This window comes from Cohnella massiliensis (assembly GCF_900169535.1).
Classification (GTDB): Bacteria; Bacillota; Bacilli; order Paenibacillales; family Paenibacillaceae; genus Cohnella; species Cohnella algarum.
This window is the reverse complement of record NZ_LT821254.1, coordinates 46,275-70,957: the sequence shown is the minus strand read 5'-3', so window position 1 is coordinate 70,957 and position 24,683 is coordinate 46,275. Positions and strand designations below refer to the sequence as shown.

Here is a 24,683-nt window from a genome sequence, read left to right as displayed (position 1 = left end):
GTGACAACGTTAACTTCCGCGCAAGCGCAAACGTCTGCCGAAAGCTACGTGCAATCGGTCTATGAAAATGTCGTCCGTCGGAACCCTCACGAGGCCGAATTCCACCAGGCGGTCAAAGAAATTTTCGATTCGCTCGTTCCCGTTTTCGCCGTTCACCCGGAATATATCGAACATAACATTTTGGAACGGATCGCGGAACCCGACCGCGTCGTTACGTTTCGCGTGCCTTGGGTCGACGACGAAGGGAACGTTCGGGTCAACCGCGGATTTCGCGTTCAGTTTAACAGCGTGCTCGGTCCCTACAAGGGAGGAATCCGGTTCCATCCGTCCGTCAACGCGAGCATCGTCAAGTTCCTCGGCTTCGAGCAAATTTTCAAAAACAGCTTGACCGGCCAGCCGATCGGCGGCGGGAAAGGCGGATCCGACTTCGATCCGAAAGGCAAATCCGACGGCGAGGTCATGCGGTTTACCCAAAGCTTTATGACGGAGCTGTACAAGTACATCGGACCCGACACCGACGTGCCGGCCGGCGATATCGGCGTAGGGGCCCGGGAAATCGGATTTATGTTCGGCCAGTACAAGCGGATTCGCGGCGGCAACGAAGCCGGGGTGCTTACGGGCAAAGGCATCGGCTACGGGGGCAGCCTGGCGCGGAAGGAAGCGACCGGTTACGGCTGCGTCTATTTCGTGCAGGAGATGCTGGCCTCCCGGGGCTTAAGCTTCCGGGACAGCACCGTAGTCGTGTCCGGATCGGGCAACGTTTCGATTTACGCGATCGAAAAAGCGCAGCAACTGGGCGCCAAAGTCGTCGCCTGCAGCGATTCAGACGGCTATATTTACGATCCGGACGGACTGGATCTGGAGACGATCAAGCAGCTGAAGGAAGTGGAGCGCAAGCGCATCAAGGAGTATACGCTCGCTCGCCCGCAAGCGGTTTATACCGAGGGTTGCTCGGGCATCTGGTCCGTTCCGAGCGACATCGCGCTGCCTTGCGCGACGCAGAACGAAATCGACGAGCAGGCCGCTTTGCTGCTGATCGAAAACGGAGTCAAGGCAATCGGCGAAGGCGCCAACATGCCTTGCAACCTGGAGGCAATCGGGGCGTTCCAACGCGAGGACGTCCTGTTCGGGCCGGCGAAGGCGGCCAATGCCGGAGGCGTGGCCGTCTCCGCCCTGGAAATGGCCCAAAACAGCATGCGTTTGGCCTGGACGTTCGAGGAAGTGGACGCCAAGCTTCACGAGATCATGCGGAATATATACGGCAGATGCGTCGACGCGGCCGAACGTTACGGCTATTCCGGCAATCTGGTCGTCGGCGCCAACATCGCCGGGTTCGTCAAAGTGGCGGACGCCGCGATCGCGCAAGGCGTCGTCTGAACTCCGTTTATACGGGGCCGGCTTCCTTCTCCGGAAGGGAACCGGCCTTTTCCATAATCAAATAGACCGGACAATGATCGCTGCCCAGCACGTGGGCGTCGATGCCGGCATCGACGAGCCCGGGACGGAGCCGTTCCGAAGCCAAAAAATAGTCGATGCGCCAGCCGACGTTCCGTTCCCTTACCTTCGGCATATTCGACCACCAGGTGTAGGCGTCCGTCCGATCGGGATAGAAATGACGAAACGTGTCGACGAATCCGCCTTTCAGCAGCAGCGTCATCTTTTCCCTCTCCTCATCCGTAAAACCGGAGTTTCCGCGGTTGGATCGCGCGTTTTTCAAATCGATTTCGCAATGGGCGACGTTGAGATCTCCGCAGACGACAACCGGTTTTTCGGCGTCCAAAACTTGAAGATAACGCAAGAAGCGATCCTCCCACTCCAGCCTGAGCGGAAGCCTGGAAAGGTCCCGTCTCGCATTCGGCGTATACACGTTGACGAGATAAAAGCCTTCGAACTCCAGCGTCAGGACCCGCCCCTCGGGCTCCGAATCCTCCTCCAGCCCGTAACGCACGCTCAGCGGCCGCATTCTCGTAAAGACGGCGGTGCCGGAGTAGCCTTTTTTCTCGGCATAGTTCCAATACTGCGCATAGTCTTCGCCGATTTCCAACCGGATTTGCCCCGCTTGCAGCTTCGTCTCCTGAATGCAGAAAATATCCGCATCCGCCGCTTTGAAATAATCGTAAAAGCCTTTGTTGACGCAGGCCCTGAGCCCGTTCACGTTCCAGGATACAAGCTTCATTCGACGGCTCTCCTTGCTTTCTATCGTTGATTGCTATCGGGATGTCCTATGTAAGTATACAAAATTTTTTGCCGCAAGCGGTTGACAAAATGTTCTAGAAGAGGATAGAATCAACCTGCCGGAGTAAATGATAATGATTATCATTATTATTTAAATCGGCGAGATTCCATCGTCGACGGGAGGAATGCTTCAAATAGGGACACAGGCTTGAACGCAGTCGTGCATCTGGTAAAGACAGGCTTTGTCGGATAGGTCGAATAGCAATCAAGCGTACAAATCCAAAAATCGAGGAGTGTTTGATGATGGCAAAAGCGATGAAAAAACCCTTGTCTTTGATGTTGATGGCGCTTCTGGCGCTCGTTCTGGCGTTCCCGGTCTCCGCGGCCAGCCAGGAATATGTATTCTACTACGAAGGCGAATATCATGCGCACTCGAGCTCGTTCATCAACGGTCCCGCAGACGTTACGGGAAATACGGTGACGATCACGCTTGCCGGAGATTACTTCCCGTATCTGTATGCCGACGACGGCAATGGCAACTATGTGCTGGCGTCCCGAACGGTATCCGGCGGGAATACGACGTTCACCTTTACGAATTCAGACCCGAGCGAGAACATCCCCGTGCAGCTGTTCGTTTCCGTCACGTATCCGGGCGGAAGCCATAACGCCTTGTACGATCTCGAGATCGTTTGGTAAAAACCCGCGATAAGGAAGCGGCCCGGTCCTCCCGGCCGCTTTTTTCATTATCGCGAGCGAAAAAATAGATTGACAACAAAAGTTGGTTAAATATAGAATGTTGTTTGATTATAAATGATAATGATTATCATATTCATTTAGATGATCTTTATCGTTCCATCGTCATCGGCGGTCTATCAACAAATCGAGGGGGGCTGCTTCGAATCGAAAGAACGGAAATGCGCGGAGTGCTATGCGGGGTAGGCGTTAGTGTAAAAAAGTCCATTTGACAAATTTTTTTTAAAAGGGAGCGTATAAGCTTGAACTCGATAATCAAGAAAGTCGCGGCCTTGCTGATGGCCTGCGCGCTCGCGTTGCCGCTCGCCTGGGCGGGGCAAGCCGGCGCAGCCGCGGCCGTCACGGTGCCGGACGGGGAGTATGCCGTAGAATTCAAGGTGCTGAAGGACAATTCGGAGGAGACTTCCGTCGCCAACGGGTACATAGAGCCGGGATCCGGCAAGCTGATCGTCAGCAACGGAACGATGACGTTTGTCAGCACGTTCAACAACTACGACTGGTTTCATTACTGGGGATATTTGACGCCCGGCAAGACGAAAAGCTCGAGCCCGGACGATTATACGCCGAGCCAGGTCATTTCCGCCGAGGACGCCGTCGTTGCGGGAAGAGGGGCGACCGGCGCGGAGAAGCTGGTCGAAAATTACTATGGCACCGTGAGCATGCCGGTTTCCGACATTACCAAGAAACTTGAAATTTTAATGCATATCAAGATCGAAGATTTGTATTTAGCCGGAACTCCGTTTCTATACGACTATTGGTACAACGCCCAAATCTGGATCGACACGTCCGGCTTGCCGCTTGTTCCGGTCGGCGGGGGCGGGGGCGAAGTCGTGCAAGAGGCTTCCCTGGAGCAGTTGAACCAACAAATTTCCGTCGCGCAGACCACCTACGATACGACGACGGAAGGCTACCTCGAGGGCCAATATGTACCGGGTTCCAAGATTTCGCTGCATTCGGCCATCGTTTCGGCTCGGGAGACGGCAAACGATTCCGGAGCGACCGCGGAACAGATCACCGAAGCCTACAATGCCCTGGTTGCCGCTTTGGCAAACTATGAACGGTTGAAGATTGAGATCAACCGCGAGGGGCTGGGGCGGTTGATCGGGGAAGCGACCGCGTATTCCGACAGCATCATAGTGGCCGGCACGGCGACGGGCACGTCCGGGAGCAAGCTTGTCGTTTCGGAGGGAGAAACGTTCAGTTCCGCCGCGAACGCTTTAAAAACAGCCCTCACTTCGGCGAACAACGTATATGCCAACGCTTCGGCGACCCAGTATCAGGTGGATATTGCCTACGCAACGTTGAGCGACAGACTGGTCAACGCAAAGAAATTTAAGGCGATAAAGGAAACGGTTCGTATGGCGGTTCTGGACAGCGTTCCGGCCACCGACGTTTCCGCGCTTTCCCCCTATTTTTCGGATACGGCCGACCTTCTTCGCATGGATTATTTGGTATATGAACAGTTCACATGGAAAAAGGCTTCCCGCATCGACAAAAGCTCGATTTCCTACTATCGTCCGCTTAGCAATGGAGAGTTCGGGTTTTCGACCTCCAAGTACAGTCCTTTGGAAGTTCCGGGCGATTATGAAGACGACACATGGCGGACCCAAATCACGGAAAACGGAAACGGCGGCGTGTACAACACGAGCGGACTCGTTTATATGACCTTCGCGACGAATGAGGATCCGTCCGTCCTGCATTCCGTTTACTTGAGTTTCAACGTCGACCGGCTGAATGCTTTGGCCGCGAAGGCGAATGAGGCCCAGGCCTTGCTGGACGGATCCTCCGAAGGAACCGGTGCGGGCCAACATTCGGCGGATGACAGGGCTGCCTTGCAGGCGGCGATCGACAGCGCCAAAGCCGTTGCGGATAATCTCGGCTCGACCCGATTGGAAATTTCCGCAGCTTCGGCCGCTTTGCAATCGGCCGTAGACGCGTTCCAGGCCAATCAGGCTCGAAGCGTGTACTTCTCGGCCGTTCATGCGGCGAACGCAACGTTCTCCGCCATGGACAGCTATTTATTGAAGCCGGCTGTCTTCTCGACGGTTAACGGCGCAACGTATGCGAACTTGACCATCAAGGACAGCTCGATCATTCCCTCGTTCAAAGTGAAGCAAAACGGCGAATATGAGGATGCCACGGTCGTAAGTTCGAATGAAGAAGCGGATACGCGGGTCGTGACGTTTAAAGTGGAAAATCCGGGGGCGCTGGTTGACGCCCAGGTCGTCATCGCGCAAGGGTCTTACCAGGCGACGCACGACATTCGGCTGAATTTCAACAATGTCGACAACACTCTGTTGTCGCAGGAGGTACTGGCGGGAACGGCCGCGCTGCGGACGGCCCAGGCGGGAACCGCGCCGGGCCAATATCCGGCGGAGGCGATTGCGGCCTATAAGGCGGCGATCGATGCGGCCGGCGCCGAAGCGATCAAGCTGAACGGGACGCAGGAGCAAACCGATGCCATGCTGGGGGCCCTGCAGAAGGCGAAGGCCGCGTTCCGGGCGTCCGTTGTGGGCGAGCCGAATCCGGGAACCGAGCCGGGGCCGGGTACGGAGGAGCCGGGTACGGAGGAACCGGGAACGGAAGAGCCGGGAACGGGAAATCCGAATCCGAACCCTGACACTGGCACTCCGCCGATTCCGATCCCGATCCCGGGGAACGCGACTGGCGATTCGGAATCCGAGAACGGCACCGATGCCGGTACGGAAACCGATCCGGGTACGGGCGGCGGCGCAACCCAACCGGCGGTTACGTTCAGCGATACCGGCGGCCATTGGGCCGAAGCGTCCATCGCGAAAGCCGTCGAATTGGGCATCGCTCAAGGCTTCGAGGACGGCACCTTCCGTCCGAACGGCGTCGTCACGCGCGCGGAAATCGCGGTTTTTCTCAGCCGCGCCTTGAAATTGAGTGCGGAAAGTTCGACGACGGGACTGTCCGATCTGGGCCGAATTCCGGCCTGGGCAAGAGAGCACGTGGCCAACGTCGCGGGAGCCGGCCTGATGAAAGGGTATGCCGACGGAACGTTCGGAGCGAACGACACGATCACGCGCGCGGAAATCGCCGTCATCGTCGCTCGGGCGTTGAATCTGACGCCGGTTGAAAATCCGGAGTTTGGCTTTGCGGATGCGGATCGAATCCCCGCATGGGCGAAGGGCGAAGTCGCGGCCGCGGTGGAGGCCGGACTGATGCAAGGCAAGGATAACAACCTTTTCGATCCGAAAGCGAGTTTGACTCGCGCCGAGGCGCTGACGTTGATCATTCGCGTTTTGGAAGCCCTGGATCAAGCCTGATTTTCATGGGAAAAACGGCGGCAAGCGCTCTTCGGGCGCGGTGCCGCCGTTTTTTTGTCATGGAGGACGTGCGAAAGCATTCGGGCAGCGGAACATTTCTCGAACAACATCTCCCCCATCCGCATCGAAAGCCGGGCCGGCCCTCGGCGGATCCAGTTGGATCGTGGCGACTCATCTCAACCCTCCAAACGCCTGCAGCCGTGCGCAGTTGAGTAAAAATGACTCCTCTCGCCGCCTCGGCACGTCCGCTAACGCTCCAGTTGAGTCGTGGCGACACATCTCAGCACGCCATGCCAGCCATGCGCTTTCTATGGATAGCATTATTCTGCAACGAAAGGCAGGAAAATGACGAGAAATGGCGAATTTTTGAACTTGGAAGATTTGCCAAACTACATCCTAGGAGGACAACTTTATGCATCGACGAATTAGCAAACTGGCGTTGGCACTTCTATTGTTCCTTGCCGCGACAGTTACAGCGACGGCGCCGAAGCCGGCTTCGGCGGCAGGCGTTTCCTTCAAGGACGTAGCCGCGTCGCATTGGGCTTACGCGGCCATCGGCCAAGCCGCAGAAAACGGTTGGGTCGACGGTTATACCGACGGCACGTTCCGTCCGGCGCAGCTTGTGACAGAAGCCGAATTTCTTAAGCTGCTTCTGGGAGCGGCGGTCCCCGGCGAGCTGACGCTGCAGCAAGCGGGCGAAGCTTGGAGCGCGCCTTATTACCGCTATGCGGAGGAGCGCGGATTCCCGTTGGCCGCGGAGGGGGCTGTATTCGACCGAGGAGGAGCGGCACAACTTATCGCAGCGTTGAAAGGGGAGAATTTAGGTCGTACCGAGGCCGTGCAGTATTTGCTGGATAACGGCCTTTCCAGCGGCATCGACTCCGCGACGGTAGAGGGCTACCGGATGACGAACCGGCTGAGCCGGGCGGAGGCCGTTCAATTTATCGCCAACGTGTTGGCGGGAGAAACCGGAGGCACGGGCGGCGCGGGTTCCGAGCCCGTGGCGTCGTCGGACGCTCCTTATCGCCTCCGGGGCGTCGGAATCGGGGATACGGAAGCGGCGGTCATCGCGCTGTTGGGCGAGCCGAATCGGCGGGATCCGAGCGAATACGGCTTCCAGTGGTACATTTATAACCAAAATTATGCGCAATACGCTCAAATCGGAATCAGCGGGGGAAAAGTCGTCGCGCTGTTCTCCAACGCGAATGTATGGGAAAGCGACGACGGCATCGGCATCGGGACCGCGAGCTCGGTCGTCACCGGCAAGCTGGGCGCCGCCAAAAGCCTGTCGGATCTCAATACGAATATGAACGTGAATTTGGCAAGCGCCACCTATCCGAGCTATGAGAAGGATGGGGCCGTCCTTACGTTTATGTTGGACGATTTCAACAGCCGCAAAGTCATGGGCATCTATATCGTCGAGCAGGCAACCGCCGCGGCGCGAAGCGGAACCTACGGCAACGTCAGCAAAGCCGTGCTGTCCGCTTACGAGCGCGAGATTTTCGATCTGACGAACGTGGCCCGCGTGCAAGCCGGTCAAAAAGCGTTCGCATGGGACGACAAAATCGCCGCTACGGCGCGCAACCACAGCACCGATATGGGCGAGCGGGCTTTCTTCGCCCACGAAAATCCCGACGGCGAAAGTCCTTTCGACCGAATGGACGCCGACGGAATCGTTTATTCGGCCGCAGGCGAGAACATTGCCGCCGGGCTGCCGAACGCCATTTTCGCGCACGCGGGATGGATGAATTCGGAGGGCCACCGCAAAAACATTTTGAACGATAAATACGAACGGCTCGGCGTCGGGAACGCCTATTCCGCCGACTACGAATATAGAATCTACTACGCGCAAAACTTCTATACGCCCGGTTGACGCGATCGATCGAATTCGGGCCCGGAGGAACCTGTCGTCGGACGGGCGCCTCCGGGCCCGTTTTTTGGGGCGGAAAATCCCGGCGGTCGCGCCCGCATTTAAAGGTTTTTCGTCAGCGCCATGAACTTCACTTTGTCGTCCGCGAAATAAAGGCTGAACGTCGTTTCGCCCAGAAGGTAACTCCACTCGCTTTCCAACTGCAGGTTTGGACTGCCCAGGAGCTCGGCGGCGCGCTCCCGCCCGGTTCCGACGGAAACGCCTCCCGGCGTCGAGACATTGTCTTTCATGAACACGATCGTTCGGGGCAATTCCAAAATGCCCTGCTGCTCGAATACGCGGGATTGTCCGAACCTGGCGGTGTCCGGATCGTGGTAGGGGATCTCCTCGTCGGGCTCCAGATGGGCCAGCAGTTCGATCTCCCAGGCCGTGTAATCTTTCCCCCGATTTCGAACGCCTCGGGGCTATGCCCGATATCGTTCGACACAATTGCGCTTAGCCGGCCCCGTTCCTCCCGATTCGCTCTCATCATCTCGCCCCACTGGCCCCAGGGAGAATCCGGTTTGTACAACGCGTGCATAAGGGTTAGCGTTTCCGGGTATGCAAAAAACAGCGAATCGCCGATCCGGAACATATTTTCATTGAAATCGTAAGGGACGGCATATGCGCTCCCGTCTTTCACCCGAAAGCTGAATTGATAGGGGTAATCCCTCGCCGTAAGCGGCCCATAAGTCGTTCTGCCAAGATGAAACGTCAGCAGATCCGGCATCACGACCCCATACTCCGCATCGGATAAAGTTCGGTACTCGTCCTTCTCGTTGGCCGTTTCGTAGATTCGCAGTTCCGTCACGTCGTTGACGTCGAAGGGCAGCTGGCCGAACGGGGTCCCTTTGGAAATGTCGACCGTCAGCAGCTCCCCGGCGAACGGATGGGCCTTCACCGGGATTCGCGCGTATCCGCTCGCGGCGGGATTGACCGTTCCCGGTTCTCCCGGCGTCCAGAGGAGACTCGCCCCCCAAACGGCCGACGCCGCAAAGACGAAAGCCGCCGCTCCGCCCCAGGCGAGCCGGCGACGCTTGCTGCGCGCCGCCGGAACGCTCCCCGCATGCGCCGCCCCTTTTCGCCCGGCAAGGCTCTCGATCCGGTTCATATGCTCGTCCGTAAACGTCCGCTCCCGAAAAGGTTCTCCTTTCAGTCGTCCGTACCAATCCGGGTTTCCTTCATTACATAGGCCATGTCCTCCTTCCATCGATCGGCCATTCGCCGCCTGGCTCTGGCCAGCCTCGACTTGACCGTTCCTTCCGAGATGCCCAGAACGCCGGCGATTTCCTTCATGTTCAATTCGTACTTCGCATGCAAAATCAGCACTTCCCTCCACTTCAGCGGCATGTCCAGCACGGCGGTCCAGATTTCGTCCGTCAGCTCTCGTTCGAGCGCCTCGCGTTCGGCCGAAGGGCTGACGCCATGGCGGGCCGTTCGGTCGGTCAGCGTAACCTTGCGCACGAAAGCCGCCCGCAAATAATTGATCGCCACGTTCCGGATAATCGCCAGCAGCCAGGTGCGCACGCTCGACGTCCCCCGAAACGTCCCGATCGCCCCGAACGCTTTGAGAAATACATCCTGGGAGACGTCGTCGGCGAAATCGCAACGCAGTTCGGCGATCGGTTCCCTTTTCCGGCATAAAAAAACCGCCGCCCGGCCGTCGGCAGCAGGTTGCGGTTGAAAGCGACTTCAAGTTGTCACATGGAAGCCTTGCATAGAAGCGTTCGGCCGAGGCGTGGCCGACCTTCCGCTTAGTCGCGTTTTTCGCCGGACGGCGAAGGTTTTTTCTCCAATTCCGCTTCGAACACATCGCGCAGCTCGGCCAGCTTTTTCGCGTTGTCCGCCGGGATTTTGCCCTCCAGAAACTGCTTGACGACGATGTCCCACTGCGGAACGGTTTTCCGGGCGCGCAGGGAGCGGACGGCGCTTTTGACGAGCCTTCTTTCCTTGGAGTTGGTGTACAGATCCTTGTATTGCTGCTTGAATTCGAAATCCAGCTCGGAAAAAATTTTCCGGAACACCTCGGCCGTCATTTTCGCGTCGTCCAGCGCCCGGTGGGCCGAGCCTTCCGCCGCGATGTTCAGGTCCTGCAGGGCGGCTTCGACGCTGACGTCGTTCGTTACTTTTTTGTAGCGCAAATAGCCTTTGAGCAGGTCGAAATAATGGGCGGCGAGCCAGTAGGAGTCGTCCAGCTTGTGCATGCGCGTATCGAGCACGATGCGCTTGAAATCCTCGCCGCCCCAGGTGACGAACAGGCACTCCCCGCCGCGGTCCAGCCATTTCCGGAAATCCGCGATCACGTTGGGGAAGCCGTCGGCCCGGTCGATATCCTCCTGGGGAATGCCGGTTTTTTTCTTGATGAAGGAGTTCAGCTTCGAAAAGTACACCGGCTTGATCAGCGCCGAAAATTCGTCCGTGATCGCAAGCGCGGCGTTCAAACGGACGGCTCCGATCTCGATGACTTCCATCGGCAGTTCGCTGGCGAACTTGCGGCCGTTGAATTCGATATCCAAAACAATATAGTCCACGTTCAAACCTCCGTTCCGAATCCCCATGAATCCCATTTTAACAGAGTTCGGCGGAGAAAAGAAAATCGGGGCCGGCTTTGACATTTTCATGTTTATAGTGTATATATATAATATACACACTATAAACAAAGGTGATTTATGAAAATCATCCTGTCCAACGCATCCGACGAGTCGCTGTACGCGCAAATCGTCCGGCAAATCCGCGACGCGATCATCGGCGGCGAGCTGCTGCCGGGGCAGCCGCTGCCTTCGATCCGGCAGTTGGCCAAAGATTTGCAGATCAGCGTCATTACGACAAAGCGCGCATACGAGGAATTGGAAAAGGAGCGGCTGATCGACTCGGTCGTCGGCAAGGGCTCTTTCGTTTCCGGCGCCAATCCGGCTTTTCTCCGGGAGAGGCGCGTGCGGCAGCTCGAGGAGAAAATGGCGGAAATCGTCAAGGAAGGACGAGCTCTGCAGCTCAGCTTGCAGGACCTGCAGGAGCAACTGGCGCTCCTGTTCGAACAGGAGGAGGAGGAAGCATGAATGTGATCGAGACGCGCGGATTGAGCAAGCAATTCGCCCGATTCGCGCTCAAGGACGTCTCTTTGGAAATCAAGCAGGGCTTCATTACCGGATTGATCGGACCGAACGGAGCGGGCAAAAGCACCTTGATCCGCCTGCTGATGGGCATGGCGGTGCCGGGCGCGGGGGAGATCCGCATTTTCGGGAAGCCGATGCCCGCCGACGAGGCCGCGATCCGGGAGCGCATCGGATTCGTGTCGGAGGAATGCAATTTTTACGAGCATTTGTCGATTGCCGCCATGAAACGGGTGATCGCCCCGTTTTACGGTCGTTGGGACGACAAGCGCTTCAACGATTATTTGGAGCGGTTCGAGCTCCATCCGAAAGCCAAAATCCGGAGCTTGTCCAAAGGAATGAAAATGAAGCTGTCGCTCTGCTTCGCCTTGTCCCGCAGGGCCGATCTTCTGGTCATGGACGAGCCGACGGCCGGGCTCGATCCGGTGTTCCGCCGGGAACTGCTGGACATTTTGGCCGACCTCATGCTGGACGAGGGGCATTCGATTTTGTTTTCCTCGCATATAACGACGGACCTCGACCGAATCGCCGACTATATCGTTTTTATCCATCAGGGAAAGCTGGTGTTCAACGAATCGCGCGAGCGGGTGTTCGAGAAATACGCCCTGGTCAAAGCTGCGCCCGAGCTGCTGGATCGGGACGTGCGGAAGCTGTTCGTCGGAATCCGGGAAACGGCGATCGGCTTCGAGGGGCTGACGGAACGGCGCGAAGAGGCGCTGCGGCTGTTCGGAAAATCGGCGGTTCTGGAAAAGCCCACGCTGGAGGATATTATGTTTTTTACGGCAAAAGGGGGGCGGCAGCATGATTAATCTGATTCGCAAGGAAATTTTCGTGCTCAGCTATTATCATTTGTTCGTCCTTTTGTACGTCGTGTTTTTTGGCGTTCTTTTTCTGTCGAAGCAATCTCCGGCGCTGATTTCGGCCCTCCCGGCCATGATGCTGATGATGTTCGCCTCCAATCTCGAAATGCGCAACAAGAGCGCCCTGTTCGTCGGAAGCTTGCCGGTGCGCCGGAAGCAGATCGTGCTGGCCAAATACGTCTGCGTGCTGATCTATGCCGCGGTCGGGCTTGTTTTGAGCGTCCTCGTGATGCTGCTGAACAAGTACGCGTTGGGCCGGGAGATGGCATGGTCGTTCGAGCTCGCGGCGGCGGCCGTCACGGTCGATCTCCTGTTCTTTTCGCTATACTTTCCGATCTACTACCGGCTCGGGCAAAAAGGCGCGCAATTCGTCGTCTACATCGTGATTTTCCTGATGGCCTTCGGCATTGTCCTCTTGACGAACGAGGGCGAGAGCATGGGCGCCGTACCGTTGGGACGACTCTCCGCTGGCTTCGGTTCGCTGCTGCCGGTCGCGGGACTTGCGCTGCTCGCGGTTTCTTACCGGGTGTCGGCCGCGATTTTTCAGAAAAAGGATATCGACGTTTAAAAGGGAGCTTGCGAAACGAGAAGCCGCCTCGCCCGGTTCAGGGGCGAAGGCGGCTTTTTCCCGTCAAACGCATACAGCCGCACGCAGTTGAGTAAAAAAGACTCATCTTACCGCCTCCGCACGCATGCTAAAGATCCGGTTGAGTCGTGGCGACTCATCTCAACCCACCGAATCCACACGGCCATACGCATTTGAGTAAAAAAGACTCATCTTACCGCCTCCATACGCATGCTAACGATTCGGTTGAGTCGTGGCGACTCATTTCGACCCGCTATGCGCATGTTTGCGGCGGTCGATCGCGATGGCGGGCGCCTTTGTCCGACGCGCCGGCGGCTACCCGTCCAGAAGGCGCCCGGCGTAGTTCCGCAAGGCCAATTCGTAATACCGGCGGGCGATGCCGATATCGAAGGCGGCCATTCCCATCGGGTTGAAAAACACGGGCTCGTCGGCGGCAAATCGGCCGAGCGCGTCTTCGTGCAGCACTTGCTTGAGCGTGACCGTATCCCGCTCGCCCAGTCCGAACGCCTGATGCAGGCGCTCGATGTCGGTGTTTTCCCGGCATACCTCCCGCCAGTCGTCGACGACGACGGCGGCGAGCGACCGGACGCTGTGCGGCATATAATCCCGCAGCGACACGTTCAGGAGCAGGGCGCCCGGAGGCGGGGGCTCGTCGATGTAGCGCTCCGGGGCGGTCGTGCACGTAGCGAAAATATCGGCGTGGCGATACGCCTCGCGCCAGCTGCCCGCAATGACGACCGAGTTCCGAAGGTCGTCCGGCACGGTTTCGGGCGCGATCCCGTTCGCGTCGAACAGGAGCGTCCAGGCGAGGCGGTCCCCGAGCAGGGCGCGCAGCATTTCCAGGTGGGCCCGGCCGATCGGCCCCCACCCGACGATGCCGGCCGTCAGCGACCGGTCCGGCCGGCGCTTCAGCCAGCCGCGCAGCATGGCGCCGCTGACCGCGGCCGTGCGCAGGGCGTTCAGCAGGCCGCTGCGAAAAAACGCGATCGGCTCCCCGGTATCCGGATCGTTCAGGATAATCGCATTGTGCGCGCGGGGCAGGCCGAGCTTGCGGTTTCCGGGAAAGCTCGCGATCCACTTGATGCCGCAAGCCTCGATCCCGCCCCCGACGTAGGCGGGCATGGCGATGATGCGGTTGGCCGGATCGCCGAACCGCAAATACGGCTTGAGCGGCTGGGCGATCGCCTCCGTTTGCAGCAGCCCGGCGATTTTTTCCGCTTCGTCGGCCAATCCCGGCCAATCGACGCCAAGCCGCATAATATCGCCGTCGTTCAAATAGATCATTCCGCTTGCTCCTTTGCGGCCGCCTCCGGCAGGGAGGCAACCCATTCGTCGTCGTAAACGGTGTCCCAGTACCGGTCGCCCCGGTCCGGGAGAATGGCGACGCACGTCGCATCCGCCGGGATGTCCGCCCGCATGCGCCGGATGGCCGAAACGACGCCGCCCGACGAAGCGCCGGCGAGAATCGCCTCCGTGCGCAGCAGCTCGCGGCACCCGGCGACGCAGTCGCGATCGGTGACGCGAACGACGCGATCGGCCAGCTCCCGGCGCGCGAGCGGCGGCACGATCGCCGCCCCGAGCCCCGGCAGGCGGCGCGCCCCGGCGGCGCCCGCCCCGAAGATCGCGCTGCCGGCGGCGTCCACCGCGACGATCCGCGCGGCCCGCCCCTCGGCGCGAAGCCGCTCGGCGCAGCCGCGCAGCGTGCCGAACGTGCTCACGCCGCAGAACAGAAAATCGATTCGGTCCAGCTCGCGCAAAATCTCCGGCATCGTCGAATTGTAGTGCGCCAGGTAATTGGCCGGATTGGCGTACTGGTTCGGCCAGCAGCAATCGGCGATTTCGGCCTGCAGCTCGCGAATGCGCCGGATCCGGGCGGGCAAATATTCTCCCGTCTCCGGGTCGGGCCGGTCGACCGTCTCGACGACCGCCCCCAGGCCTCGGAGCGCTTGCAGGTGGGCGGCCGTCGTGCGCGGATCCACGACGCAAATAAATCGCAGCCCGTAATAGCCGCAGACGAGCGCCAGGCTGATCGCCAGATTGCCGGAGCTGGACTCGACGACGGTCGTTCCGGGGCCGATACGGCCGTTATCGATGGCGTCCCGGATCATGCCGAGGGCCGCGCGGTCTTTGGCGCTGCCGCCGGGATTCATCATTTCCAGCTTCGCGAATACCCGGAAGGGCGCGTCCGCGAACAGATTCGCAAGCGGCACGAGCGGCGTCCGGCCAATCGCGGACAGCAGTCCTCCCGCAGCTTTCATTCGCTCCACCTCAATCGTAATAAATCTTCTTGCGCTTGATCGCCCCGCCGGCGGGACCGGCCGCAGCGTCGCCGTCCTTGCCGAGCGGCGCGAACTCCACCTTGACCGCCTCCAGCAAGCCGCCCCGGATCATTTCCCCGATCTCGGGGATGCATGCGGCAAGCTCCCGTTCGACGGCAGCGCGCCGCTCCTCGCCGCCCGCGCCGCAGAGGATCCGAACCCGCAGCTTGTTGCCCGCAAGGTGCGTCTCGACGGCGGCGGGAGGCTCCACATGGCGATACACGGCGTTTTCGATGTCGTAAACGCTTATTTTTTCCCCGTGCTTCAGCTCCGGTCCGAGCCGTTTGACGAGCGCCCCGAAGCTTTGCCGCCACCGGCCGTCGACCCGAATCGGGCGCAAATCCCGCACGACGTCATACGTCACGTACCGCAGCGCGGGAAACATGTCGCGCGCAAGCGAAGTCAGCGCAAGCACGCATTCGTCTTCCTTGAGCGTATCCCCGTCGATCAGCCCGTCCGCGAAAACCGCCTTCGTCCCCGCCTCCGCCTCGCTGCCGGATGCGGTCGCGGCGGGCTTCAGCCCTTCCGCTTCGATGCCTTCCGCGAACAAGTAACGCCCGTGCTCGTGGGAAAAATAGGCGATCGTGCCGATTTCGATCGATCCGTACGTGTCCATGACGTCTTCGGCCCGAATGCCGAGCCGCCCCGCCGCGCGGGCGATCCAGGAAGGCGCGGCGGGCTCTCCGACGAGGATGACCTTGCGGATGCCGAAGCTTTCCGGGCCGTCCGCCGCCGCCAGCAGCCGGTCGAGAATGGACGGCATCGTATACAGGACGTGCGGACGGACGTCCCGCAGCCGCTCGAGATGGCGTTCGATCGGAAGCCGGAACGAAACGGCCTCCGCCCGAAGCCCGATGCTCTCCAAAATGCCGACCGCCGTGTCGGCCGCATGGCCCGTTCCCATGTCGGACAGCGCGGTTGCGAGCGGCTCCCCGCCGTCCGCGGTTCCCCGGCACAAAAAACGGGCGAATACGTCCGCCTTGATGCTCGCGTAACGCTTTTCGTCCTCGTCGGAGTAATAAATCGTCTTGCGGTAGCCGCCGCTGGTGCCGGATGTCCGGTACGTTCGAAGGCCCGGCTGGCGGCTTAACGGATTGTCCGGCGTGTAGTAATGCTTCTCGAGCTCGGCGGACGTCAGGAGGGGGAGCGCGGCGAGCGTTGGGTCGGTCCGCTCCTTCCCGAGCAGGCGGCCGTACCAGGGGAAGGCGAGCAGCGTTCGCTCGAGCTTGGCTTGCAATTGCTCGCTGGTCAGCATAGGCGGGCCTCCGGCGAATTTTTTTGTCTTCCGTTCGATGCGGCGATTGTGCTGCAAGCTCTGCGCTATTTGGTTTCATTGTATGTGCCTAGCCCCGGATGGTTCTTTGCCGGCCGTTAGGCGCCAGCCTTTCCTTGAAGGATGAAACTTCCATATGGTATCGGATAGGCTCCCCGAGCCGATCGAAACCGGAGGCGAGAAGAGAATGAAGAGCAATCGAAAAACGCTTTCGAGCAAATGGCTTAAAACGCGGATCGCGGAAAAATCGGCTTCGCTTCGACCGCACGTGCCTGAAACGAAGCGGTGGGGCCGCTCCTCGTTCGAAGGAATGCTGCGGCGGCACGGCCTCGTCTACGTCAAGCCGACAAACGGCTCGTGCGGCGTCGGCGTCATGCGCGCCGAGCTGAGGCGGAGAACGGGGGCGGTCGACGTTCAATCCGGGACAACGCGAGTCCGGCTGGCGTCCCCCCGGGAAGCGTACGGATGGATCGAACGCCGCAAGCCGGCCAAGCCGTATCTCGTGCAGCAAGGCATTCGCGTCCTCCGCAAGGAAGGGCGCCCGATCGATTTTCGCGTCGTCATCCAGCGCAACGGGGCGCGCGAATGGGAAGTGTCGGGCATGCTGGCGCGCGTCGCGTCACCCGGCAAAGCCGTTACGAACGGAAGCCAAGGGGGAAGCATTTATTCGGCCGACGACGTGCTGGCCGAGCAGGCCGGCAAGAGCGAAGCGGCGCGAATCGCAGCCGGCTTCGAGCGGCTGGCGAGGGAAACGGCAAGGCAGTTCGCCCTTTCCTATCCGAGGATGAACGAGCTCGGGCTCGATATCGCGGTAGACAAACGGCTGCGAAGCTGGATTCTCGAGGTCAACACGAAGCCCGACCCGCGTCCGTTCGCGCTGCTGGACGACCCGTCCATGCTGCAAAAAATCCTCGAGCTGGCAAAAGGGTACGGGCGAATTTGCGATATGACGGTGCGAAAAGCAAAAAAAGGCCGGTAGGCAGGAGCCTGGCGGGAAATCGCGAACATATAAATGGAATGTATGCGCTTTCCCGCCGGGTTCGGCGCAAGCTTTGACAAGGGCTTCCTCCAGGATCAATAATTGCGGCAACTATTTGACAGATAACATTACATAAAATTATCATTAAAGGACAAAAAACGGATGCCTAACCTTCAAAGGAGGGATAAAACATGACATTACTGCCTTCGGCCGATATTCCCCGGGAGAAGACGAAACTGAACAAACGCTTTCCAATCCATATCGAGGATACGGTAGGCGTCGACTCCGGCTATCAGAAGCTGCATTGGCACGACGCGCTCGAAATCAACCTGATCAAGTCCGGCAGCGGCTATTACATCATTAACGGAGAGACGTTCGAGTTTCGCCAGGGGGACATTTTGCTCATCAATTCCAACGACCTCCATTGCGCCTATGAAACTCGCGATCTCATCCTGCAGGTCGTCTCGTTCGACGGGGGCTGGCTGACCGGGACGCTGCGCTACGATCCGGAAATTCTTGCGCCTTTCAAGGAGATGGGCGTCAACTTCACGAATCTGCTCGACCGCGAGCATCCCCGCATCGGCTTGCTGCGCTCGCTGCTGCTCGAAATGCAGCTCGAGCACGACAGCGAACTGCGTTCCCACACCTCGCTCGTCTACGCCTGCCTGCACCAGTTTCTCGCTTACGTCAACCGCGATTTCCGCTTCGCCCGCAAGGACGGCATCCAAAGCCCGGTCAATGCCGCCCAGCTCGAAAAGGTGAGGCGCGTCATTCACGCCATGGAGACCGACCTCGCCCACCCCTGGTCGCTGCAGGAGCTGGCGGAGCTTGCTTTCCTGAGTCCGTCCCGGTTCTGCGACGTATTTCGCCGGACGGTCGGCGTGCCTCCGCAGCTGTACCTCATCCAGCTCCGGCTGGAAAAGGCCGTCGCGCTGCTGGAGACGACCGATCTGAAAATCGTCGACATCGCCATGGAATGCGGCTTCCGCACGTTGTCCAACTTCAACCGCCTGTTCAACCGCCATTTCGGCTACGCGCCCCGCACCGTCCGCAAGCGGACTTCCTGATAGCCGAACCGGCATCGCGGCGGATCGCGCGCGCAGCAGCGCCCGGAACAGTAAGATAGTATCAGTTTTCGGTTGATTTGGCGAAGAGACGCCGTCCCCCGGAAGGTAAGATAAAGGAAATAAACCGACGGGGGGCTGCAGTGGCATATGGCGCAAACCGAACCTCGCATCCTGCGGAACGCCGCGGATAAACCGTCCGCCCTCATCCGTTTTTTCCGGCAGTGGGACATTCAGCTTATGGTCGTGCCGGCGCTGCTCTTTTTGTTCATATTCAGTTACATCCCCATGTACGGAGTGCTGATGGCGTTCCAGGACTACAGTCTCTTCAAAGGCTTTTTCGGAAGTCCGTGGGTCGGCTTCAAGCATTTCGAAATGTTTTTCAACGCGCCCGAATTTTGGACCGTCATCCGCAATACGGTCGTCATCAGCTTGCTCAAGCTGCTGATCGGGTTTCCGGCGCCGATCGTTCTGGCGCTCTTGCTGAACGAAGTCCGCAGCCGGGTGTTCAAGCGGACGATCCAGACGATCAGCTACTTGCCCCACTTTCTCTCCTGGGTTATCGTGTCGGGCCTCGTCGGGTCGATTCTGTCGACCGAGAACGGCAGCCTCAACCTGCTGCTCCAAAGCCTGAATCTGATCGAGGAGCCGATCAATTTCCTGTCCGTTCCCGAATATTTCTGGACGATTCTCATCACGACCGACGTATGGAAGGAAATCGGTTTTTCCTCCATCGTCTACTTGGCCGCGATCGCCGGAGTCGACCCCCATTTGCACGAGGCGGCGGCCGTGGACGGGGCGAGCCGGTTCCGGCAAATTTTCTCGATTACGCTTCCCGCCATTTTGCCGGTCGTGATCGTCTTCCTCATCCTGGCCATCGGAAACTTCCTGAACGCGGGCTTTGAAAATATTTTGCTGCTCGGCTCGAATCCCGTGCTGCGCGACGTCAGCGACGTCATCGACACGTATGTATACCGGATCGGCATCCAGAACTCCCGCTACTCGTACGCGACCGCCGCGGGACTGTTCAAGGCGCTGATCAGCGTCGGCTTGTTGGTCGCGGCGAATTATTTGGCCCGCCGGTCGGGGAACAGTCTGTGGTAACGCAAGGGGGTGAGCAAGATAAAGCTGTCGGCCGGCGATAGAGCGTTTTTGATTGTCATTTACGTTTTGCTGCTTATTCTCGGATTCGCCGCTTTTTATCCGTTCTGGAACGCCGCCGTCATTTCGTTCAACTCGGGGACGGACACGATGAAGGGCGGGGTGACGTTCTGGCCCCGGGAGTTTTCGCTTGACAATTACCGGATCGTGTTCGAGGACAGCCGGCTCGTGGGCGCTTTCGTCATCTCGATCCTGCGGACGGCGGTCGGCACGCTTTGCACCATTTTGGCGACAGCCGTATTCGCCTATGGCATGACGAAGCGGGAGCTGATCGGGCGCAAGTTTTACATGGTGTTTTGCATCATTACGATGTATTTCAGCGGCGGTCTCATTCCTTCCTTTCTGCTTATTCGCGAGTTGGGGCTGTTCAATACGTTCTGGGTCATGGTCATTCCGGGTCTGATCAGCGTGTGGGACATGATCATTTTCCGGACGTTCTTCATGGGATTGCCCGCCGGCCTCGAAGAATCGGCCAAGGTCGACGGCAGCTCCAACTGGGGCATTTTGTTCCGCATCGTGCTGCCGTTGTCCGGTCCCGTCATCGCGACGCTGTCGCTGTTCACGGCTGTGTACCACTGGAACGACTGGTTTGCGCCGAGCATCTATATCAGCAATGCGGATTTGCTTCCGATTCAGACGAAGCTGCAGCAAATTTTGAATTCCAACATTATGAGCGAGCAGATGCAGCAGATGGATCCGGCGACGCAAGGACGGCTCAACAAAATGCGGACGGTGACGTCCAAGTCGCTTTCGATGGCGACGATGATGGTCGCGACGCTCCCGATCCTGTGCGTCTATCCGTTCGTTCAGAAGTATTTCGTGAAAGGCGTGCTCGTCGGTTCTCTCAAAGGTTGACTTTGGTTGGGTTTAAAGGCGCCAGGCCTTTGCCGCGGATCCTTTTGATTTTTGGATCCCATATAAAAGAATTGAAGGGAGAGATTGTAAAATGAAAAAGCGAAACAGAGCTTTGACGCTATCGCTTTCGGCTTTGCTGGCGGTCGCGCTGATCCTGTCGGGGTGCACGTCGGGCAACAACGAGGCTGCGCCTTCCTCCTCGGCCGCGCCGTCCGCCAGCGCAAGCGGGGCCGAAGAGACGGCGGGCGGCGACGTCTACGAGCTGGGCAAGGAGCCGCTGGAGTTTTCATTCTACGGCCATTACGACTGGTACACGATGCCGAACTGGGGCGAGGACCTGGCGTCGAAATGGATCCAGGAAAACAAGAAGGTCAACGTCGTGCCGGTCAGCTCCGGCGGCAACGCGGCGCAAAAGCTGAGCACGATGATCGTTTCGGGCGAGCTGCCGGACGTCATCTGGACGGAGCGCGGCGCCGACGTCGAGAAGCTGCGCGCGGCCGGCATGCTCGTTCCGTTCGACGAATATTTGGAGAAATATCCGAATTTGAAAAAATGGGCGGGCGAATCGACGCTGAACATGCTGCGCTCTCCCGACGGCAAAATCTATCAATTCCCGAACTGGTACACGACCCAGCCTAACGGCAACTCCGGCTACCTGGTCAACAAAAAGATCTACAACGAGCTGGGCGCCCCGAAGCTCGAAACGATCGACGATCTGTACAACTATTTGAAGCTCGTGAAAGAGAAGTACCCCGACGTCGTTCCGCTGGAAGGCGGGCAATCGGCGGAAGCGATCGATATTTTGTCCTCGGCCTACGCGGAGAATCGTCCGTATTTGTTCAGCGCTCTCAGCATGATGGCCGTTCCGAAAGACGGCAAAATGACGTCCGTATTTCTGGATGAACCGTTCCGCGAGTCGATCGCGTTCGGCGCGAAGCTGTACCGCGAAAAGCTGTTGAACCAGGATACGTTCAGCCAGCCGCTGGAGCAAGTCGAGCAAAAGATCGTCACGGGCAAAATCGCGGTATTCGCCGCGTCGAGCCCGACCGAGTTCGGCGCCATCGGCAACGCTTTGCTGGAGGCGGAGGATCCGGAAGCCGGCTACATCATGATTTGGCCGATTCATAAAGAAGGCCTGGACAAAAATAAAATTTTTACAGGCTACTACAACCAGCTCGGCTGGAACGTCAGCGTTATTACGAAAAACGCGGAAAACCCCGAAGCGATCTTCGCCTTCCTCGACTGGATGACCGGGCCGGAAGGGCAGCGGGTCATCATGTGGGGACCCCCGGGACTGTACTGGGACGGCGTCGACGAAGAGGAGGCTCCGCTGTTCACCGACAAGTTCACGAGCGACACGAAAGGCCGCGACGAACTGATGAATTCCACGGTCAACCTGCAATGGGTCGGCAACACAGTCTATGTGGATAACTCGAAAATGAAGTTCGAATCGACGCTGCCCGACGACCAGAAAAGCTGGGAAACGAAATGGCAGTCGGAAATTACGTGGAAAACGCAATACAACACGACGGAGTTCGTCAACCTCGAGCCTGCCGGCGATTCCGACGAAGGCATTATCGCGCAAAGCGTCAAGGAAATTTACGAGAAAGTCCGCGCCCAGGCGATTCTGAATGCCAAGAGCGACGAAGAGGTGTACGCCCTGCTCGACCAGGCGGAAGCCGACGCGCAGAAGGTCGGATACGAAAAGCTGCTCGAGTACAAAACGCAAAAATGGCAGGAAAATCTGAACATGTTGAAATGACGACGTCGACTAACTATTGACGGCAGCGGAGTCGGTTGGCCGGACGGCATGGCGCTGGCGCAGCGCATGTCCGGCAGGCCGGCTCCGTTGCCGCTGCAAGGGAGCGTGAGGCTGCATGAATTACTATTTGGGGGTAGACGGAGGCGGCAGCAAAACGCTCGCCGTCGTTTGCGACGAAAGAGGCGTCATCCTGGGCCGGGGCCACAGCGGATGCGGCAATCACCAGTCCGGGGCCGAACCGGCGAAAGCGAACATCCGCGAAGCGGTGGAAGGCGCGCTGGCGCAGGCGGGACTTAAGCGCGGGGAGATTGCGTTTACGGTATACGGGCTGGCGGGAGCCGACCGGGAGGCGGATTTTCGCGTATTGCGTCCGATGCTGGCCGATCTCGGGCTTGCCGCGCACGACATCGTGTGCGATACGGTCATCGGCCTGCGCGCGGGCACCCGGCAGCCGGACGGCGTCGTGCTGGTGTGCGGCAGCGGCACCAACTGCTACGGAATCAACAAGCGGGGAGAATCGTTCCAGTGCGGGGGCTTCGGCTATCCGTACGGAGATTTCGGCGGCGGCACCGATCTGGCGGTCGAAGCCTTTCGTTCCGTCATCCGGGCATGGGAGGGGCGGGGCGAACCGACGCTGCTGACGGAAGCCGTTCCGGCGTCGCTGGGTTACGCTTCCGTCGAGGCGATGTTCCACGACTTCCTGGATCGCGACGCCCGCATTCCGCGCCATCTCGCCAAGCTGCTGTTCGAGGTGGCGGACCGGGACGAGGTGGCTCGCCGGATTTTGCGCCGTCAGGGCAGGGAGCTGGGCCTTTCGGCCGAAGCGACGATCCGCCGACTGGGCATGGAAGGGGACGCGTTCGACCTCGTGCTGGTGGGCAGCGTGCTGACGAGAGGCGAGAGCCGGTTCGTCGCTCCTTACATCGAAGAGGTCGTGCTTCCGACCGCGCCCGGCTGCGGGCTGCGCGTGCTGACGATCGAACCGGTCGGAGGCGCGCTTCTTCTTGCCATGGAGCGGACCGGGCGGGAAGTTCCGGCCGAGGCGTACGATAATTTGTCGCGGGCGCTAGCGGTAAACGCGGCCGACGGAGGAGGAAACGAAGAATGAAAGTAGCGGTTATCGGCGGGGGCTCGTCCTATACGCCGGAATTGATCGAAGGCTTCATCGCCAATTACGACAAGCTTCCCGTGAAGGAGATCGTGCTGGTCGATATTCCCCAAGGAGAGTGGAAGCTCGACATCGTGGGTCGGCTGGCCCGGCGCATGGTGGCGAAATCGGGCTTGCCGATCGAGGTCGGCATGACGCTGGACCGGCGCGCGGCGCTTGCGGGGGCGGACTTCGTCTCGACCCAGATGCGGGTCGGGCTGCTCGAAGCGAGGGGGTGGGACGAGACGATCCCGCTGCGTTACGGGATGATCGGGCAGGAGACGACCGGGCCCGGCGGCATGATGAAGGCGCTGCGGACGATTCCCGTGCTGCTTGATATCGCGAAGGACATGGAGGAGCTGTGTCCCGACGCCTGGCTGCTCAACTTCACCAATCCGGCCGGGATGGTGACCGAAGCGATTCTGAAGCATTCCCGCATCCGTTCGGTCGGCCTGTGCAATTCGCCGATCGGCGCCTACAAATGGTTGTCCTCCTTGTACGGGGTGCCGACCGACCGCATTCATTGCGAGTTTGTCGGCCTGAACCACCTGCACTGGATCAGCGAAATTACGGTGGACGGCGTGCCGAAGCTGCCGGAGCTGCTGGGCAACCGCGACGGCTATTCCGCCAAAAACGTGCCCCAGTTTCAATGGAACGCGGAGCTGCTTCGCTCGCTTGGGGCGATTCCGTCCTATTATTTGAAGTATTTTTACCTGCATCGCGAAATGCTGGCGGAGCAGCAGGCGGCCGCGGCCAAGGGCGAAACCCGCGCGGAAACGGTGAAGCGGCTGGAAGACGAGCTGTTCGACATTTACCGGGACGAGAATCTCTCGGAAAAGCCGAAACAGCTCGAACAGCGCGGCGGCGCCTACTATTCCGAGGCGGCGGTGAAGCTCATGGTTTCGCTGCATAACGATTTCCGCGACGTGCAGACGCTGAACGTGTCGAACGGCGGCATCCTCGATTTTCTGCCCGACGACGCCTGCATCGAGGTGAACTGCGTCGTAACGGCCGAGGGCCCGATTCCGCAGCCGCTCAAGGTCGTTCCGCCTTCTGTCATAGGGTTGATTCACGCGGTGAAAACCTACGAGCAGCTGGCGATCGAGGCGGCCGTCACCGGCGACGCGGGCAAGGCGCTGCTGGCGCTGTCCCACCACCCGCTCGTGCCGTCGGCGAACGACGCGGAGAAGATGCTGAGCGAAATGCTGGAGCGGAACAAGCCGTATTTGCCCCGTTTTTTCCGCTGATCGGTTGATGGCGGCTAAGTCATTTCAAACCGTGGAAACCTCCAAGCCTGCCGAAGCTTCCTGCTTCGGCGGCTTTTTTTTGAATGCTCACCGTCTCCGCCCCCCTTGCTGCCGATTCGGTTGGGTCGTGGCGGCTCACCTTGCCCCTCCAAACGCATGCAGCCGCCCGAATTTGAGTAGCCATTACTCATCTG

At 59.3% G+C, this 24,683-nt stretch carries 21 protein-coding genes and 1 pseudogene; 14 read left to right on the top strand and 8 right to left on the bottom strand.

What is annotated here, in order from left to right:
- Window positions 1-1,377: an NADP-specific glutamate dehydrogenase gene (gdhA, locus tag B7E11_RS02750; protein WP_080832097.1), complete on the top strand. Its 1,377-nt coding sequence runs from the start codon at window positions 1-3 to the stop codon at window positions 1,375-1,377.
- Window positions 1,378-1,384: 7 nt separating this feature from the next.
- On the opposite strand, the gene B7E11_RS02745 is transcribed toward gdhA, so the two are convergent.
- Window positions 1,385-2,176, bottom strand: a complete 792-nt coding sequence (locus B7E11_RS02745; RefSeq protein ID WP_080832096.1) for an exodeoxyribonuclease III — start codon at window positions 2,174-2,176, stop codon at window positions 1,385-1,387.
- A 302-nt stretch (window positions 2,177-2,478) separates the two neighbouring features.
- On the opposite strand from B7E11_RS02745, the gene B7E11_RS02740 reads away from it, so the two are divergent.
- The 3 genes from B7E11_RS02740 to B7E11_RS02730 all read left to right on the top strand — a co-directional run bounded on the left by B7E11_RS02740 (window position 2,479) and on the right by B7E11_RS02730 (window position 8,091).
- Window positions 2,479-2,871 carry a hypothetical protein gene (locus B7E11_RS02740; RefSeq protein ID WP_080832095.1) on the top strand — a complete coding sequence of 131 codons (393 nt, stop codon included), beginning with the start codon at window positions 2,479-2,481 and terminating at the stop codon, window positions 2,869-2,871.
- 299 nt (window positions 2,872-3,170) lie between these two features.
- On the top strand, window positions 3,171-6,218 hold the full coding sequence (locus B7E11_RS02735; RefSeq protein ID WP_080832094.1) for an S-layer homology domain-containing protein: 3,048 nt from the start codon (window positions 3,171-3,173) through the stop codon (window positions 6,216-6,218).
- Between the two features lie 412 nt (window positions 6,219-6,630).
- Window positions 6,631-8,091, top strand: coding sequence for a CAP-associated domain-containing protein (locus tag B7E11_RS02730; RefSeq protein WP_080832093.1), 1,461 nt, complete (start codon window positions 6,631-6,633; stop codon window positions 8,089-8,091).
- A 98-nt stretch (window positions 8,092-8,189) separates the two neighbouring features.
- Here the strand turns inward: B7E11_RS02730 and B7E11_RS02725 are convergent, their stop codons facing one another.
- The 4 genes and pseudogenes from B7E11_RS02725 to B7E11_RS02710 form a co-directional block, all read right to left on the bottom strand.
- The gene (locus B7E11_RS02725) at window positions 8,190-8,378 is read right to left on the bottom strand and encodes a hypothetical protein (RefSeq protein WP_080832092.1); all 189 of its coding nucleotides are present in this window, start codon (window positions 8,376-8,378) and stop codon (window positions 8,190-8,192) included.
- Window positions 8,375-9,238, bottom strand: coding sequence for a hypothetical protein (locus B7E11_RS02720; protein ID WP_080832091.1), 864 nt, complete (start codon window positions 9,236-9,238; stop codon window positions 8,375-8,377). The genes B7E11_RS02725 and B7E11_RS02720 overlap by 4 nt, the downstream gene beginning before the upstream one ends.
- Before the next feature lie 41 nt (window positions 9,239-9,279).
- Window positions 9,280-9,765 (bottom strand): annotated as a pseudogene (locus B7E11_RS02715) (RNA polymerase sigma factor); the annotation flags it as partial.
- Window positions 9,766-9,881: 116 nt separating this feature from the next.
- Window positions 9,882-10,658, bottom strand: a complete 777-nt coding sequence (locus B7E11_RS02710; protein WP_080832089.1) for a 3'-5' exonuclease — start codon at window positions 10,656-10,658, stop codon at window positions 9,882-9,884.
- Window positions 10,659-10,796: 138 nt separating this feature from the next.
- Between B7E11_RS02710 and B7E11_RS02705 the strand changes: the two genes are divergently transcribed.
- The 3 genes from B7E11_RS02705 to B7E11_RS02695 are packed head-to-tail and all read left to right on the top strand — an operon-like array spanning window position 10,797 to window position 12,665.
- A complete protein-coding gene (locus B7E11_RS02705) occupies window positions 10,797-11,183 on the top strand; it encodes a GntR family transcriptional regulator (RefSeq protein WP_080832088.1) in 387 nt (128 codons plus the stop codon).
- Window positions 11,180-12,046: an ABC transporter ATP-binding protein gene (locus B7E11_RS02700; RefSeq protein ID WP_080832087.1), complete on the top strand. Its 867-nt coding sequence runs from the start codon at window positions 11,180-11,182 to the stop codon at window positions 12,044-12,046. Before B7E11_RS02705 ends, B7E11_RS02700 begins: the two co-directional genes overlap by 4 nt.
- The gene (locus B7E11_RS02695; RefSeq protein ID WP_080832086.1) at window positions 12,039-12,665 is read left to right on the top strand and encodes an ABC-2 transporter permease; all 627 of its coding nucleotides are present in this window, start codon (window positions 12,039-12,041) and stop codon (window positions 12,663-12,665) included. Before B7E11_RS02700 ends, B7E11_RS02695 begins: the two co-directional genes overlap by 8 nt.
- A 333-nt stretch (window positions 12,666-12,998) precedes the next feature.
- Here the strand turns inward: B7E11_RS02695 and B7E11_RS02690 are convergent, their stop codons facing one another.
- From B7E11_RS02690 to B7E11_RS02680, 3 genes are read right to left on the bottom strand one after another with little or no spacing between them, the layout of a single operon-like run.
- Window positions 12,999-13,967, bottom strand: a complete 969-nt coding sequence (locus B7E11_RS02690; RefSeq protein WP_080832085.1) for a 2,3-diaminopropionate biosynthesis protein SbnB — start codon at window positions 13,965-13,967, stop codon at window positions 12,999-13,001.
- On the bottom strand, window positions 13,964-14,941 hold the full coding sequence (gene sbnA / locus B7E11_RS02685) for a 2,3-diaminopropionate biosynthesis protein SbnA (RefSeq protein ID WP_080832084.1): 978 nt from the start codon (window positions 14,939-14,941) through the stop codon (window positions 13,964-13,966). Before sbnA ends, B7E11_RS02690 begins: the two co-directional genes overlap by 4 nt.
- Window positions 14,942-14,951: 10 nt before the next feature.
- On the bottom strand, window positions 14,952-16,256 hold the full coding sequence (locus B7E11_RS02680) for a phenylacetate--CoA ligase family protein (protein WP_080832083.1): 1,305 nt from the start codon (window positions 16,254-16,256) through the stop codon (window positions 14,952-14,954).
- A gap of 154 nt (window positions 16,257-16,410) precedes the next feature.
- Here B7E11_RS02680 and B7E11_RS02675 point away from each other — a divergent pair, with 154 nt between their 5' ends.
- From B7E11_RS02675 to B7E11_RS02645, 7 genes are all read left to right on the top strand, one after another.
- On the top strand, window positions 16,411-17,253 hold the full coding sequence (locus B7E11_RS02675; RefSeq protein WP_245809600.1) for a YheC/YheD family protein: 843 nt from the start codon (window positions 16,411-16,413) through the stop codon (window positions 17,251-17,253).
- A gap of 191 nt (window positions 17,254-17,444) precedes the next feature.
- Window positions 17,445-18,320 carry an AraC family transcriptional regulator gene (locus tag B7E11_RS02670; RefSeq protein WP_080832082.1) on the top strand — a complete coding sequence of 292 codons (876 nt, stop codon included), beginning with the start codon at window positions 17,445-17,447 and terminating at the stop codon, window positions 18,318-18,320.
- 147 nt (window positions 18,321-18,467) lie between these two features.
- Entirely contained in the window at window positions 18,468-19,421 is a 954-nt protein-coding gene (locus tag B7E11_RS02665; RefSeq protein ID WP_080832081.1) for an ABC transporter permease, read from the top strand.
- Between the two features lie 18 nt (window positions 19,422-19,439).
- Window positions 19,440-20,333 (top strand): carbohydrate ABC transporter permease, encoded by an 894-nt coding sequence (locus B7E11_RS02660; RefSeq protein WP_080832197.1) that lies wholly within the window; start codon window positions 19,440-19,442, stop codon window positions 20,331-20,333.
- Window positions 20,334-20,424: 91 nt separating this feature from the next.
- Window positions 20,425-22,095 carry an extracellular solute-binding protein gene (locus B7E11_RS02655; protein ID WP_080832080.1) on the top strand — a complete coding sequence of 557 codons (1,671 nt, stop codon included), beginning with the start codon at window positions 20,425-20,427 and terminating at the stop codon, window positions 22,093-22,095.
- Window positions 22,096-22,210: 115 nt separating this feature from the next.
- Window positions 22,211-23,203 (top strand): N-acetylglucosamine kinase, encoded by a 993-nt coding sequence (locus B7E11_RS02650; RefSeq protein ID WP_080832079.1) that lies wholly within the window; start codon window positions 22,211-22,213, stop codon window positions 23,201-23,203.
- Complete coding sequence (locus B7E11_RS02645; RefSeq protein ID WP_080832078.1) at window positions 23,200-24,489, top strand: 6-phospho-beta-glucosidase; 1,290 nt, start codon at window positions 23,200-23,202, stop codon at window positions 24,487-24,489. Before B7E11_RS02650 ends, B7E11_RS02645 begins: the two co-directional genes overlap by 4 nt.
- The last annotated feature ends 194 nt before the right edge of the window (window positions 24,490-24,683 follow it).